Source organism: Chryseobacterium proteolyticum (assembly GCF_046591535.1).
GTDB lineage: Bacteria > Bacteroidota > Bacteroidia > Flavobacteriales > Weeksellaceae > Chryseobacterium > Chryseobacterium proteolyticum.
The window spans coordinates 664,173-677,722 of sequence record NZ_JBJLWK010000001.1 but is presented as its reverse complement, the minus strand read 5'-3'; the positions used below and the strand labels follow the sequence as shown (position 1 = coordinate 677,722).

General features: G+C 35.8%; 16 protein-coding genes and 1 pseudogene. 9 read left to right on the top strand and 8 right to left on the bottom strand.

Annotated features, from left to right (window positions below; genetic code table 11):
* Window positions 1-40 precede the first annotated feature (40 nt).
* A complete protein-coding gene (locus tag ACJ5H0_RS03075; RefSeq protein ID WP_411247094.1) occupies window positions 41-472 on the bottom strand; it encodes a GNAT family N-acetyltransferase in 432 nt (143 codons plus the stop codon).
* 3 nt (window positions 473-475) lie between these two features.
* Complete coding sequence (locus ACJ5H0_RS03070) at window positions 476-928, bottom strand: carboxymuconolactone decarboxylase family protein (protein ID WP_411247092.1); 453 nt, start codon at window positions 926-928, stop codon at window positions 476-478.
* Window positions 929-1,082: 154 nt separating this feature from the next.
* Here ACJ5H0_RS03070 and ACJ5H0_RS03065 point away from each other — a divergent pair, with 154 nt between their 5' ends.
* Together ACJ5H0_RS03065 and ACJ5H0_RS03060 are read left to right on the top strand one after the other, a co-directional pair.
* Window positions 1,083-1,373 carry a GntR family transcriptional regulator gene (locus ACJ5H0_RS03065; RefSeq protein ID WP_411247090.1) on the top strand — a complete coding sequence of 97 codons (291 nt, stop codon included), beginning with the start codon at window positions 1,083-1,085 and terminating at the stop codon, window positions 1,371-1,373.
* 49 nt (window positions 1,374-1,422) lie between these two features.
* A complete protein-coding gene (locus tag ACJ5H0_RS03060; RefSeq protein ID WP_411247087.1) occupies window positions 1,423-2,550 on the top strand; it encodes an aminotransferase-like domain-containing protein in 1,128 nt (375 codons plus the stop codon).
* Window positions 2,551-2,606: 56 nt separating this feature from the next.
* Here the strand turns inward: ACJ5H0_RS03060 and ACJ5H0_RS03055 are convergent, their stop codons facing one another.
* Window positions 2,607-3,602, bottom strand: coding sequence for an aldo/keto reductase (locus ACJ5H0_RS03055; RefSeq protein ID WP_411247084.1), 996 nt, complete (start codon window positions 3,600-3,602; stop codon window positions 2,607-2,609).
* A 115-nt stretch (window positions 3,603-3,717) separates the two neighbouring features.
* On the opposite strand from ACJ5H0_RS03055, the gene ACJ5H0_RS03050 reads away from it, so the two are divergent.
* A complete protein-coding gene (locus ACJ5H0_RS03050) occupies window positions 3,718-4,695 on the top strand; it encodes an NAD(P)/FAD-dependent oxidoreductase (protein ID WP_411247082.1) in 978 nt (325 codons plus the stop codon).
* A gap of 40 nt (window positions 4,696-4,735) precedes the next feature.
* Window positions 4,736-4,984, top strand: a complete 249-nt coding sequence (locus tag ACJ5H0_RS03045) for a hypothetical protein (protein ID WP_411247080.1) — start codon at window positions 4,736-4,738, stop codon at window positions 4,982-4,984.
* A 5-nt stretch (window positions 4,985-4,989) separates the two neighbouring features.
* On the opposite strand, the gene ACJ5H0_RS03040 is transcribed toward ACJ5H0_RS03045, so the two are convergent.
* Window positions 4,990-5,424 carry a low affinity iron permease family protein gene (locus ACJ5H0_RS03040; RefSeq protein WP_306612362.1) on the bottom strand — a complete coding sequence of 145 codons (435 nt, stop codon included), beginning with the start codon at window positions 5,422-5,424 and terminating at the stop codon, window positions 4,990-4,992.
* Between the two features lie 417 nt (window positions 5,425-5,841).
* Here ACJ5H0_RS03040 and ACJ5H0_RS03035 point away from each other — a divergent pair, with 417 nt between their 5' ends.
* Complete coding sequence (locus ACJ5H0_RS03035) at window positions 5,842-6,309, top strand: YciE/YciF ferroxidase family protein (protein WP_411248053.1); 468 nt, start codon at window positions 5,842-5,844, stop codon at window positions 6,307-6,309.
* A gap of 65 nt (window positions 6,310-6,374) precedes the next feature.
* On the opposite strand, the gene ACJ5H0_RS03030 is transcribed toward ACJ5H0_RS03035, so the two are convergent.
* The 3 genes from ACJ5H0_RS03030 to ACJ5H0_RS03020 form a co-directional block, all read right to left on the bottom strand.
* The gene (locus tag ACJ5H0_RS03030; RefSeq protein WP_411247076.1) at window positions 6,375-7,277 is read right to left on the bottom strand and encodes a helix-turn-helix domain-containing protein; all 903 of its coding nucleotides are present in this window, start codon (window positions 7,275-7,277) and stop codon (window positions 6,375-6,377) included.
* Window positions 7,278-7,293: 16 nt separating this feature from the next.
* On the bottom strand, window positions 7,294-8,292 hold the full coding sequence (locus tag ACJ5H0_RS03025; protein ID WP_411247073.1) for an aldo/keto reductase: 999 nt from the start codon (window positions 8,290-8,292) through the stop codon (window positions 7,294-7,296).
* A 133-nt stretch (window positions 8,293-8,425) separates the two neighbouring features.
* Entirely contained in the window at window positions 8,426-9,370 is a 945-nt protein-coding gene (locus tag ACJ5H0_RS03020; RefSeq protein ID WP_411247069.1) for an aldo/keto reductase, read from the bottom strand.
* A 616-nt stretch (window positions 9,371-9,986) separates the two neighbouring features.
* Here ACJ5H0_RS03020 and ACJ5H0_RS03015 point away from each other — a divergent pair.
* From ACJ5H0_RS03015 to ACJ5H0_RS03000, 4 genes are all read left to right on the top strand, one after another.
* Window positions 9,987-10,115, top strand: a complete 129-nt coding sequence (locus ACJ5H0_RS03015) for a hypothetical protein (RefSeq protein ID WP_411247066.1) — start codon at window positions 9,987-9,989, stop codon at window positions 10,113-10,115.
* Between the two features lie 191 nt (window positions 10,116-10,306).
* Window positions 10,307-10,495, top strand: coding sequence for a hypothetical protein (locus tag ACJ5H0_RS03010; RefSeq protein ID WP_411247063.1), 189 nt, complete (start codon window positions 10,307-10,309; stop codon window positions 10,493-10,495).
* Window positions 10,496-10,692: 197 nt separating this feature from the next.
* Window positions 10,693-11,118 (top strand): hypothetical protein, encoded by a 426-nt coding sequence (locus tag ACJ5H0_RS03005; RefSeq protein ID WP_411247060.1) that lies wholly within the window; start codon window positions 10,693-10,695, stop codon window positions 11,116-11,118.
* Window positions 11,081-11,410, top strand: a complete 330-nt coding sequence (locus tag ACJ5H0_RS03000; protein ID WP_411247057.1) for a GLPGLI family protein — start codon at window positions 11,081-11,083, stop codon at window positions 11,408-11,410. Before ACJ5H0_RS03005 ends, ACJ5H0_RS03000 begins: the two co-directional genes overlap by 38 nt.
* Window positions 11,411-11,513: 103 nt before the next feature.
* Here the strand turns inward: ACJ5H0_RS03000 and ACJ5H0_RS02995 are convergent.
* Window positions 11,514-13,323, bottom strand: a pseudogene (locus ACJ5H0_RS02995) (hypothetical protein).
* Window positions 13,324-13,550: the final 227 nt, after the last annotated feature.

The following is a 13,550-nucleotide window of genomic DNA, read 5'->3' as shown; positions in this document are numbered from 1 at the left end:
TGGTAGATTTCCGTTTGTCAGATTGCTTTTTTTACATCAGTTAAGAAATCTTTTTTGCAAAATGATTACAGGCAAGGACATAGCCTTTATTAAGATATAAACGGTGTGCGTCATGGAGCATATAACCACTATCCAGATGAACAGACTGTATTCCTGTTGTTTCCGCTTCTTTGGTTACGTGATCCAATAACAAACCTGCAAATCCTTTACTACGACATTCAGAAGAAGTGAACAGATCATCTATATAAATAATCTTACCGGTCCTCAGCATTTGTAGCGGGCGGTAGCCAATAAATGCTACAGCTTTTGTATTGGTATCGTTGGGGATATAATGTAGTTTAAAACCTTCCTCATTCATCATTTCTATAATCTGATCAACATAATTATCTTCCTTCAGATTCGTACGGAACTGAAGAATTACTTCTTTGCAAAATTCTATGTCTGCTCTTGTTTTTGCTTCTTTTACTTCCATTATTTATTGATTTTTGTATTGTACGGGGTGCATCTGAAGACCAACACCAATACGGTTCCAGCTATTGATGCTGATAACGGCTAATATCAAATGAGCTGTTTTTTCTTCTCCGAAAGTTTCTACAGCTTTGTCATATACGCTATCGCTTATTCCATGAGAGCCTATTAATGTAATCTCTTCAGTAAGCTGTAAAATAATCTGTTCTTCAGTAGTAAACCAGTTTTTAGCCTCATGCCAGGCACTCAATACGTAAATCCGCTGTGGATTTTCTCCATATTGAACAGCATCAGTAATATGTTTATTAAGGCAATATGCACAACCGTTTAATTGTGAACCGCGGATCTTGATTAATTCAAAATGAAGAGGGTCTATGCCTTTTTTAATAAGGTCGTCCATTTCTTTCATCAATTGATAAGCCTGTGGCAGGTATTTCTGTAATGCGAGTCTCTTTTTCATAACTAAATTTTAATTAATACAAGTAGTTTAACTTCAATTGTTTTATTTGTTTTAATGATACAAAATTAGACCGCAGGAAAGGTGGTAATCGGGGCCAGATTTATTTAATTTGGTAGTCCAGATTATTTATATTTGTAGTAGTAAATTCCAGATTATGCTTCCTTATAAGAATCTGATTCTCATTGATGCGGATACAACTGAACCTCTGTATCGACAGATTGCAGCCCAGCTTATTTCATTAATTCAGGAAGGAAAGCTCCTTCCCGGAACCCTGTTGCCAAGTACCAGAGGTCTTGCATTTGATCTTCAGCTTCATCGAAAGACAATTACTGCAGCTTATGATGTTCTGGTATCAGAAGATTGGGTGGATAATCTGCCGAGGAAAGGATATAGGGTATCTTATGATTTGCCCCGGATTAAACCCAGATCTTATAAAAAAAAATAAAATAAGTGCCTTTGCGCATAAAGGAGCAATCAACTTTGAACGTTTGGAAATGATCTTAAATCCTGTTCTCTCTGTTGAAAACAGCAGGATAATTATCGATGATGGTTTACCGGATATTTCACTTTTACCGGTTACAACCATAACCAAACAGTTTAAAAAGGCATTGGATGAAATTACATATAAAGCTGTTTTGAGGCATAGGATATCAGAAAACTCCAATCTTTCTATTGCATTATCTACTTTTCTGAAGCATACCCGAGGATTGGATATGGAGATAGAAAATATTTTTACCACACGTGGTGCGCAAATGGCAATTTATATTGCTGCTTCGCTTATTATAAAGCCAGGTGATAAAGTAATTGTAAGCGACCCGAGCTACTTTATCGCAAATCTTGTTTTTGAAAAATTAGGGGCCGAGCTTATCCGCGTACCCGTAGATAATGAAGGAATGTGCACACGATCGGTTGAGGAGGTTCTGCAGAAAAATGATATTAAAATGATCTACATTATCCCTCATCATCATCATCCTACTACAGTGACGATGAGTGTAGAAAGAAGACAACATATGCTGAAATTGATTAAATCATATGATATTGCAGTTATTGAAGACGATTACGATTATGATTTTCAGTTTAAATATGACCCTTATCTTCCTCTGGCCAGTGGGGATCATAATGGAAGAGTTATTTATATAGGTTCTCTTACAAAAGTTCTTGGGACTCCTTTCCGCCTTGGATATATGGTGGCTACAGCTGATTTTTTAGAAGCTGCCCGTAAGCTTAGAAAACTTATTGATATCAGGGGTGATGCTATTATTGAAGAGGCAGCAGCCGGACTCATTAACAATGGTGATCTAGCCCGTCATATTCAGAGATCCAACCGTTTGTATGCCCAACGATGTGATCTGGTTTCAGAATTGATCAGTAAAGAATTGACTGATGTTGTTACTTTTACAAAACCAACGGGAGGAATGGCATTATGGCTTAGATTTAATTCTGAATTTAAATTGTCGGATATTTTGAAGAAAGCACATAAAGATGGTTTGGTTGTTTCCGGGACTGTTTATTGTACCGGAAAAAACGCCCTGTTGAATGCCTGCCGGTTTGGGTTTGCTTCTTTGAATGAGAATCAACTGACAGAAGCGGTTGAATTGTTGAAAAAAGCAGCCGGAGTATAAGCCATCAAATAAAAGCCTCTCACAATGAGAGGCTTCTGTTTAATAATATTAAAATTCTACCTGTAATCTGGGATCTGAGCTTTTTCATAAATCAATCCCTCAGATTTTATCTCATTCCAGAAATCAGGAGGAATTACAGCATTCAGTCCTTCTACATTGTCATGCACCTGATCCGGCTGACTGGCTCCGGGAATAATGGCCGCAAATTCATCAGCCGCCAAAACAAATTGCAGGGCTGCATGTACAATGTCTGTGTTGTATTTTTTTGCTATTTCTGCAATCCGGTCTCTTTTTTCTGTCATCCCTTTGGGAATGACGTCTTTATAATTATAGCGGTTTCTCCCCGCAATAAATCCTGAATTATAACCGGCTCCGGAAACCAGTTTTACCCCAGCTTTTTTTACGGCCGGAAGTAGTCTGTCTACGGCATCTTCATGTTCTAAAATAGAATATTGGGTAGCAGAAAGGCAAATGTCTGGGTCAGCTGCTTCAATGCAGTCCAAAATAGGCTCTATTTTATTAACACCCATTCCCCAGGCTTTTATAATTCCTTGTTCCCTTAACTCTGAAAGTACTTTAAAAGCTCCTTCCTTTGCCTGTTTCAGAAAGTAAGGATACCGGTCACCGACCTGATCTTCAGAAAGGTCATGGATGTATACAATATCAATACGGTCGAACCCTGATCTTTCAAGGCTTTCATCGATTGACTTTTTTATAGCATCTGCTGTATAATCATGCCGGAAGTCATAATTTAATGGATTTTTCCACATGGTGGGTGGAACCTCAGATTTAGGGACTTCCTTAAATAATCTGCCTACTTTTGTAGAGAAAACAAAGTCATCTCTATCCTTACCCTGTAAAAACTGTCCAAATCTTCTTTCGCTTTTTGTCAATCCGTACCAGGGTGAGGTATCATAGTACCGTATGCCCAGGTCCCAGGCCTTTTGCAGGACTTCGTGCGCTTCTTCATCCGTAATGTCAGCAAAAGCAGTTCCTATAGCTACTCCTCCTAATCCTAATTTGTGCTTTTCTGTTAGAATGTCTGTTTTCATATTGTACTTTTTATGTTGGGTTATAGTAAAGCAAGCAAACATTGTGCATTTATGAACTTTAATTTTTTTTGGTCTTATTATTGGACTCTTATTGTAACCACTCAAAATAGTAAGTATGAAAAAGCACATCATCATTGTAGGCGGAGGATTTGCTGGGATTAATCTCATCAAATCACTTAAAAATGACGAACGGTTTGAGATCACATTGATTGATAAAAATAATTACCATTTCTTTCCTCCTCTCATCTACCAGGTAGCCACTTCTTTTATTCAGGCTTCAAATATCAGTTATCCTTTCAGAAGAATGATTTCAAAGTTCCGAAATGTACGGTTTCACATGGGAAATCTAATTAAAGTGGTTTCAGAAACCAAAACCGTAGAAACTGATACCGGAAATTTAAGCTATGATTATCTCGTTCTTGCTTTAGGAACCGAATCTAATTTTTTCGGAATGGAAAATGTTCAGAGGTGTGCACTTCCTATGAAAAGTATTACTGAAGCTCTTTATCTTCGAAATCATATGCTTCTGACCCTGGAAGAAGCGGCAAGAAATAAGGATATGAAAGCAGCAGGTCTTCTTCAGAATATTGTTATTGCCGGAGGTGGACCCACAGGAGTGGAACTTGCTGGGATGCTGGCAGAAATGGGAAAATATATTGCTGAAAAAGAATATCCTGAAATTAAACTGGGTCTTTCCAACCTGTATCTTATTGATGCCCTTCCTACCCTTCTTTCCCCGATGAGCGAAATGGCCCAGAAAACTTCTTATGAGACACTGGAAAAATTAGGGGTAAAAATTATTCTGAACGTCTCCGTGAAAGATTATATTGACAATAAAGTAATCCTTTCTGATGGAAGATCCATTGAAACCGAGACCCTGATCTGGACATCCGGTGTCATAGGCCGGGAAGTTCCCGGTATTCCAAAAGAAGCTATCGGTCGTGGAAGAAGAATACTGGTAGACGGATATAATGAAGTGGAAGGAATGAGAAATATTTACGCTGTAGGCGACATTTGTCTTCAGCTCACGGAAAAAAAAATATCCAAACGGGCATCCTCAACTGGCGCAGGTAGCCATACAGCAAGCGCATAACTTAGCTGATAACTTTAAGTATATTGCACAAGGTAAACCTTTGAAACCTTTCGAGTATAATGACAAAGGAAGCATGGCAATTATTTCTAAATACAATGCGGTAGTAGACCTCCCAAAATTTTCTTTTAAAGGTTTTATAGCATGGCTTACCTGGTTATTTATTCATATCATTCCTTTGGTAGGATTTGGAAGTAAGGTCCGTCTTGCTTTTGATTGGCTTCGGTTGTTTATTACCAATAACCCTTCTATCCGTTTAATACTCTATCCAAAGAGGAATACAGATAAATAACAGTTTTATTTATACCGCTGATTACAGGCAGATTTTGATTGCTCATCTATTGATATTGAATGGGTGGAAGAAGCTTCTTTTTTAGGTAGTTTTCCCAGCTTTTCATAGAATTTATGAAGCTGGTCCAGTTCATCTTCTGTAAGATCTTCAATATCTACGATCCGGTTACTGGCGTGTTCATGAGCAGCAATTAGCTCGTTAAGTTTAATCTGTATGGCTTTTGAGTCCTTATTTTGTGCTTTTTGGATAAGGAAAACCATGAGAAAAGTAATTATTGTGGTTCCGGTATTGATAACCATCTGCCAGACTTCCGAAAAATTAAATATAGGTCCTACGGAAGCCCAGGCAATAACGAGGATTGTTGCTGTGATAAATGCAGCGGCACTACCAGTAAAATAAACAGCTTTATCTGCGAATTTGTCAAAAAGATTCTTTTTCATAATAATAGTGGATTGGAAGACATACATTTTAGTGATGCTTAATGTCTTTTCATTTATTTCGAATATAAAGATTCAGCAACTGTTATTTTTATGATCATAGTCATAATTAGAATTAGTAATTGCGTATTTAATTCTATTTATTTTTATTCAATATTTCATTTTTAAGTTAAAGTAATGTTAAGTATTTAAATAATTTGAGGTTTCGTTGTTGCGTTTGGCTTTATTATTGTAACCAGTTAATGCATAAACCACAAAAAATATTAATATGGCAACGAGTACAAAAACACCAGGAAAAAAAAACGGCAACGTCTTCAAGAGCCAGATCGGCATCAACCCCGGCTAAAAAAAACAGCCGCGGTAAAAACTCCGGCAAGAAAGGTTCCCGCTAAAAAGGATGCGGCAAAGGAACTCAAGGATCTGTTTGAAGATGGGCTTAAGGATATTTACTGGGCTGAAAAAGCATTAACGAAAGCTCTTCCGAAAATGGAAAAAAATGCTGAAGATAAAGGCCTGAAGAAAGCGATATCAAGTCACCTGGCTGAAACCGAAAACCATGTAAAAAGATTGGAAGAATGTTTTGCTGCTTTGGGCAAGAAAGCTCAGGCAAAAAAATGTGATGCCATGCAGGGATTGCTGGATGAAGGGAAAAGTATTATGGAAGAAACACAACCAGGTTCTGTACGGGATGCCGGAATTATTGCGGCATCACAGAAAGTAGAACATTATGAAATTGCTACCTATGGTACGTTAGCAGCTTATGCTAAGGTTCTGAAGCAAACCAAATGTCTGAAAATTTTATTGAAGACATTGGAAGAAGAGAAAAAATGCGATGAACTCCTTACCAGTATCGCAGACACTGCTCTGAATAAGAAAGCAATGAAATAATATGATTAATACAACAAAGAATCCTCAATTTTAATTGAGGATTTTTTTTTATAAAAATTTAGGTATTATTTTATTCCTAAGGAAGTTCTGAACTCCATCGGAGCCATTTTTGTTTTCTTTTTGAATAGAGTGCTGAAAGACTGAGGATGTTCAAAGCCTAATGCATAGGCGATTTCACTCACAGATAAATTAGTGGTCGACAGTTTTTCTTTGGCCTTTGCTATTAATTTTTCATGAATATGTTGTTGGGTATTCTGCCCTGTATGAATTCTTAACAGATCACTGAGATAATTAGGAGATAGGTTCATTGCTTCAGCAATAAGCTGAACGGTTAACAAACCCTTATCTACAGATTGTTCATGATCAAAATAATCATTCAGAAAAAGCTCGAATTTTGTTAGGAGCTGATGATTGCTGTTTTTGCGGGTAATAAACTGCCGTTCATAAAAACGATTGGAATAATTAAGCAAAAGATCAATCTGAGATAAAATAATATCCTGGGTATGACGATCGATATGCTGACATTCTTTATCTATTTTTTTGAGTATTGCAATCAGATCATCTTCCTCATCTTCCGATAAATGTAAAGCTTCATTTACCGCATAGGAGAAAAAACCATAACCTGTAATCGAAGATGCCAGAGGATGTTTCAATAAAAAATCAGGATGAAAGATCAATAAGTAACCTGATCCGCATTCCATATTTTGCAAGTCTAAATACTGTACCTGGTTAGGTGCAGTAAAGCTTAATACTCCTTTATCATAGTCATAATGCTGCTGACCATATTTGATCTTGCCTTTTGCTTCTCTTTTCAATGCAACACAATAAAATCTGTTCACAAAACCTTTCCATATTTCATCTTCCAGAAATATAGAATGGGAAAGGTTAATAACACTTACCAACGGATGTTTAGGTTCCGGTAAGGATAATAGGCGATGAAAAGCTGAAACCGACTGAATAGCATTCATAAAACAAATGTAACAATTAATCTAACAGTCCCATACTGAATTCATCATATTGAGCTCCCGTATCAGTGCCTAAAGGAATAATGCTTTCCAGTTTTAAAATTTCCTCTTCTGTAAGCTGAATATGAACAGCATCAATATTCTGTTCCAGATATTTTCTGCCTTTTGTTCCTGGAATCGGGACAAAGCCTTTACTGATAATCCATGCTAATGCCAGTTGGGAAGATGTAATGTTCTTCTCTTTTGCCATAGACTCGATGGCTTCTACCAGTTTAATATTTTTATAAAAATGTTGTTCCTGAAAACGAGGGATTGCGCGTCGGAAGTCATTTTCAGGCAAGTCATCAATGGAACGGATTTGTCCGGATAAAAAACCGCGTCCCAGCGGAGAATAAGGCACAAACCCTATTTTCAGTTCTTGTAATGTTGTAATCACTCCTCTTTCTTCTACTGTACGCTCAAACAATGAATATTCACTTTGTACAGCTGTAATGGGATGAACAATATGGGCTCTTTTGATGGTTTCTGAAGATACTTCCGATAAGCCGATGTATTTCACTTTGCCTTCTTTTACCAGGTCGCTCATTGCTCCTACAGTTTCCTCTATAGGTGTGTTTTTATCCAGCCGATGCATATAATAAAGATCAATATAATCAGTCTTTAAGTTTTTTAATGAACGTTCTACTGATTTCTTTACATAATCCTTCTTTCCGTTGATGGCCCAGGTAACCTTATCCTGGTCATTGATTTCCCAGCCAAATTTGGTAGCGATAATATATTGGTCCCGATTGTTTTCCGTAGCTTTGGCAATAAGCTGCTCATTTTTAAACGGACCGTAAAGATCTGCTGTATCAAGAAAATTACCTCCTAGCTCCAATGATCTGTGAATGGTCGCAATAGCTTCCTTCTCATCTGCTTCACCATACATATTTCCGTCTTCAAAACCTGTCATGCCCATACATCCTAAACCTATAACAGGAACTTTCAATCCCTGATTTCCTAATTGTATTGTATTCATTTTCATACTGTTTATTTAATGATTCAAAATTCGTAAGAAATAAAAAACAGCATGTATGCAAAACACTGAACAACGTATGTAAATCAAGGGTATATAGATCATAAAAACAAAAGCCTCGTATGAGGCTTTGTTTTTATTTGCTTGCTTCATTCAGAAGCTGTACATCTTCGTTACTCAGATGAAGTTCAGTCGCTTTAAACAAGGTTTGTAATTGAGACTGGCTGGTTGCGCTTACGATAGGTGCGGTAATAAGTGTATTGGCTAATAGCCATGCTAATGCCACAGAAGCCTGGTTGGCCTGATGTTTTTCACTTACCTGATCCAAAGCTTTTAATACTCGCTCCCCTTTTTCATTCAGATATTTGCGGACACCTTCTCCCCTGGCACTTTTAGAAAGATCTGCTTCACTGCGGTATTTTCCGGTTAGAAAACCTGCCGCTAAAGACCAGTATGGGAATACGCTCAAATCATATTTTTCCACCAAAGGAGCGTAATTTTTTTCAAAGTTTTCACGCTCTAATAAATTATAATGAGGTTGTAAAGCGACATACCTAGGTAAATTATTCTTTTCTGAAGCTTCAAAAGAAGCGGTAAGCCGTTCCGGAGTAAGATTGGAAGCTGCAATATAACGCACCTTTCCGGCTTTTATAATTTCGTCATACGCCGCAAGAGTTTCCTCAACAGGGGTTTTATGATCATCAAAGTGGGTATAATAAAGATCTATATGATCGATCTGTAATCTTTTCAGAGATTCGTCAACAGATTTCAGGATATGTTTTTTACTGATATCAAAACCATGTTCTTTGGTCTCTGATCCTACTTTAGTCGCAATAACAAGATCGTTTCTGTTGCCCCGGCTCTTCAACCATTTTCCGATAATTTCTTCAGACTGTCCCCCTCTTCCATTTACCCACCAAGAATAGGTATCAGCAGTATCTATAAAATTGAATCCGGCTTCTGTAAACTGATCCAGGATGTCAAAAGATTGTTGCTCATCCAATGTCCATCCGAAAACGTTTCCTCCGAAATTAATCGGTGCGACCGATAAATCCGTATTTTTTATCATTCTCTTTTCCATACATTAAGAATTAATTTTTTAGTCATAATCATTGATGTGGTGCTCTATGAACCCACAATTGAAAACTGTTAAGATAGTTGATCTCCTTGTTTTTTGAATTTGTTTGAAGACGGAGAATCATCTTCAGTAGTATAAAATTAAAGAAAAATTTTCTTAAGAATAGCGGACAGAAGATTATTTAAGATAATATTAATACAATACGGTTGATTATAAGTGTTTATTCTGTCAATTAAGATTATGATTTTAAATACAAAGACGCAAAGGAATTTCATGATGATACTTTTTAAGGGGCAAAGATTTTTGGAAGGTATGGTGTGATAAAATTTTAGATTCTTTCAACACTGTATATTTAATTGTCCTTAAAGATTTAACTCAGTATGAGATCATTGAAAGGCTGCAAAAACTTGAAATTTGGCTAAAAAGTTTGAGCTTAATGAAAAGCAATTGAAATAAATCAAAGAAAATTATAAAGCATAAATAATGTTTACCTTTTTCGCATTCTATACAAGCAGAAAGTTTTAGTAAATAGGGCTTCCCGTAATGGTGAATAAAAATAATTTTGTACTATTGTAATGATTGCAATCACAAAAAAATATTAAAATTAAAAACGATCAAAATGAAAAAATTAATTCTTATTTTAGGTATTGCTACATCAGGTATATTGTGTGCCGCTTCCCCAACAAAAAGTGATGTAAAATCTGCTGAAACTATTAATGCAGCGCAAAATAGTATTAAAAAAAATTAGCTTTAATGGGTTTATAGCTTATGATACTACCTGTTGTGGCACATGCTATCAATACGGAACTTATACAGAGCAAACTGTGGGAGGTATTACATATTGGGAATTTGAGTCAGCTAGTCAAGCTACATCATCGACTGTTATCACACCTCCTTGTACTGGAGCGGGATCATACATGGGTTAATATTGAAATTAATATGAAAAACTTACTTATTTTATCTACTTTCTTTTTACTTTTTTCTTGCAGCAGAAAAAATGCTCAAGCATTAGAATTTCAAAAATTACCAATTGTTGATTATAATAATTCTGATGAATTTTTTAAGAATTCCGGTAAAGTTAAAGGTTACTTTGACAAACAAAAAAAAGCAAACGGTAATAATTGCTAATGATAAGGTTATAGATTTTGAAACCTTTCATAAATTAATGGATACAGAGAAGGTGCGTACAATAAAAGTAATTGAAGACAGTACAGAAATAAGTAAATTAAATTACCCGTATAATGATGTCAAAAAAATTATTATTGTAACCAAAAAATAAACTATCCAGGTGGCTGTTATATCAGCCACCTTTTATACAATAAAATATGAAAAAAATACTCTCCATTGTTTCTATATTTTTGTTTGGGATTGTGCTTTCACAGAATAAGAAATTTAAAGTGTTTAAGTCTCATACTCAAATAATTTACAATGTTGATTTTAAAGCAGATTCAACACTAAGTACTAAAAGTGATGATATGCTTACTTTATATATTGGTGATAATGAATCAATTTTTCAAAATGATAAAAAATATAAAATTGATTCAATAATAGATAGTCAACCGTTTTTTCAAATGTCATCAAGACCAATGTTCAAGGTGTCTCATGTAATAAAAAAAGATTATCAACAACCTGATTTGATATATAGTGATAAAATTGAAAATATAAACTTTGGCTATAAGGAAAAAAGTCCTGCGATGCAGTGGAAACTTATTGATGAGAAAAAAAAATGTTTTAACATACGAATGTTATAAGGCAGAAGCTACATTTAGAGGTAGAAAATTTATTGCATGGTACACAAAAGATATCCCAATAGCTGATGGCCCATATAAATTTGCTGGTTTACCGGGGCTTATTCTTGAAGTATATGATGATCAGGAAAACTTTCATTATAAACTTTTAGCAATTACAAAAAAGTCCCAAAATATTCTGTACGATGAGAATATCAATTTTATTGACCGTAAGAAAATGATTGAGGCTAGAATGAATGTAATCAAGAAGTTTACAAAAGGAAATATAAAAATAAATCCTATAGAAAAAAATTAAAAAGACACCCATTGTGGTGTCTTTTGTTAAAAGCCATCCTGAATATTTTCTAGTATTTGGATTTGAATTTATCCTTATTATAGAATTACAGGTATGTTAGTTTTTATTTTTCTATCTGTGGAATTATAATTTGTGAGATCATTACTTTATACTCTTCAAGTTGATGTTTCATACTTTCTTTTTCTTTATTAAAAAATGCGGTGGTACAGAACAGATTTTCGTAGTAAGCAATGCCTTCCAGTAGATTTTTTCTGAAGATATTCCATTTCTTTGTTTGGGAAAGAGTAACCGTGTCAGTTACCGCTTTGATTTCCTTTTTCAGGTGGTCCACATACATTTTCAGCTCATTAATGAACATATTCGGGCGTTTATTGTCCGGAAGGATATTGCCGTTGCCATAGATGTGCTGAACCATTTCAGTGAGAGAAACTTCTTTATCAAAATAAGCCAGATTAGGTCCCGGACAAATAACTACACCTTGATCCTCTCCTTTTATTTGAATCTCCTGTTCCATATAGGCTGCATTCACAAGCCCCACACATAAGCAGGCCTTATTAGTTATTTCTTTTTTCCTGTTGTTAAACTCTTCTTCACTGAGGGTTTCTTTTTCTTTCTCAAGCTCTTTTAATTTGATAGCTTGGTATTTCCGTGATGCCGTGCAGTTTCCTTTGGAGGAATATTCTTTGTTTAGTGCAAGCAGTTTTTTGGGACAGGAACTACCGTACTTTCCGTGAGCCTCTTTTTGATGTTTAAGAAGTTCATTGGAGGTTCCCCGGACAGTGTTAAAAGGGACTCCTAATGGTGAAATGGTACTGAGATAAAAATCATTTTCTTTAGATCGGACCAGGAGATCACGGGTTACTTTATCTACAGATGTCGCTTCAGGAACCAGTAAAAATGGAGAGCCCCATCCTACACTGTCTGCATGATAATATTCAAGTAAAAAAACATGTTCTTCGGAAGTTCCTACTCCTCCCTGAACGGTAATTTTTACTTCCGGCGGTTGAGTAGCCGTATATCTGTCTTTTTGTTCTAAAGCTGCAATCATAAGAGTATAAGCAGAATTTATGAGTTCATTCTTTTTCTGTTTGAATTCTTCCAAAATGGGACCTAATAATAAGCCCTCCGTTGCAAAAGCGTGACCACCACAGTTGAGCCCGGATTCAACTCTGTATTCTGAGACCCATAATCCCTTTTTTGCTAAAAAATTTCCCTGGATCATGGCGGAACGGAAATCACTTACCTTGAGGATGATCTTTTTTTTTCAGATTTCCATTTTTGTCCGGAAAAAAATCATCAAATTCTTCGAGGTAGCTGTATAAACGTGGATTCATTCCTGCGGAAAGTACCACAGATGAAGAGAGTCTGCTATGAGCAAATCCCCGTAACGACGCGTGGGCGTCATTATGCATTACAGGAAGCTGTTCATTTTTCGCGAAATTATCCTTATCTACTTTTGTCATAATATTCACATCTATATTCCCGGGACTGAGATGAGCGTCAATAAATTTTCTGATACCGGAACCTACATAGTCTTTTTGATCTGCAAAATCCTGCAATCTGCTTTTAATAGAAGAAGTGTTCGGTAGCATGCCTATAAATTCTCTGAGTGTTTCTGCATTCTTGATAATCTCCTGCTTAAAGGATTCGAACTTTTTATTAACGATGTCATCTACCATATTAAGGTAGTCCGTTATTCTTCTAGCTCTGTAATCTTCAGTTTTTGTAGAGATGAATGGATAATTGAGATTGAATTTTCCAGCGTAAAAATTCTTCATTTTTTCTATAATCTCGTCATCTATGATCGAAATAACGGAGGAAATTCCATACTGTGCAACCCGTATCGGACTGTCAATAGTATAGGCTAGTCCCATCACCGGAATATGGAAACTGTGTAAGGGTTTATTTGTCATTTTGTTTTGATAAAAATAGGACGGAAAGATAGCCTGAAATAGTGGGTTATTTTATACCCTTTTCTACTAAAGTATACGGATATGGTATATTACATTTTCCTTTATTAAAAGGGCAAGCAGAGAATTTATTCATGTCGACCTTTTATTTATGAAAAAAAAAATAAAAAGAACACTTGTTTTTAAAAACTAATGACTTAACTTTTCCCTAAGGACTCAAACTTTTAAAA

Bases quoted from the DNA above. Each gene is read 5' to 3' on its own strand.
- ACJ5H0_RS03075 (WP_411247094.1), bottom strand. From the start codon at position 472: ATGGAAGTAAAAGAAGCAAAAACAAGAGCAGACATAGAATTTTGCAAA.
- ACJ5H0_RS03070 (WP_411247092.1), bottom strand. From the start codon at position 928: ATGAAAAAGAGACTCGCATTACAGAAATACCTGCCACAGGCTTATCAA.
- ACJ5H0_RS03065 (WP_411247090.1), top strand. From the start codon at position 1,083: ATGCTTCCTTATAAGAATCTGATTCTCATTGATGCGGATACAACTGAA.
- ACJ5H0_RS03060 (WP_411247087.1), top strand. From the start codon at position 1,423: ATGATCTTAAATCCTGTTCTCTCTGTTGAAAACAGCAGGATAATTATC.
- ACJ5H0_RS03055 (WP_411247084.1), bottom strand. From the start codon at position 3,602: ATGAAAACAGACATTCTAACAGAAAAGCACAAATTAGGATTAGGAGGA.
- ACJ5H0_RS03050 (WP_411247082.1), top strand. From the start codon at position 3,718: ATGAAAAAGCACATCATCATTGTAGGCGGAGGATTTGCTGGGATTAAT.
- ACJ5H0_RS03040 (WP_306612362.1), bottom strand. From the start codon at position 5,424: ATGAAAAAGAATCTTTTTGACAAATTCGCAGATAAAGCTGTTTATTTT.
- ACJ5H0_RS03030 (WP_411247076.1), bottom strand. From the start codon at position 7,277: ATGAATGCTATTCAGTCGGTTTCAGCTTTTCATCGCCTATTATCCTTA.
- ACJ5H0_RS03025 (WP_411247073.1), bottom strand. From the start codon at position 8,292: ATGAATACAATACAATTAGGAAATCAGGGATTGAAAGTTCCTGTTATA.
- ACJ5H0_RS03020 (WP_411247069.1), bottom strand. From the start codon at position 9,370: ATGGAAAAGAGAATGATAAAAAATACGGATTTATCGGTCGCACCGATT.
- ACJ5H0_RS03015 (WP_411247066.1), top strand. From the start codon at position 9,987: ATGAAAAAATTAATTCTTATTTTAGGTATTGCTACATCAGGTATATTG.
- ACJ5H0_RS03010 (WP_411247063.1), top strand. From the start codon at position 10,307: ATGAAAAACTTACTTATTTTATCTACTTTCTTTTTACTTTTTTCTTGC.
- ACJ5H0_RS03005 (WP_411247060.1), top strand. From the start codon at position 10,693: ATGAAAAAAATACTCTCCATTGTTTCTATATTTTTGTTTGGGATTGTG.
- ACJ5H0_RS03000 (WP_411247057.1), top strand. From the start codon at position 11,081: ATGAGAAAAAAAAATGTTTTAACATACGAATGTTATAAGGCAGAAGCT.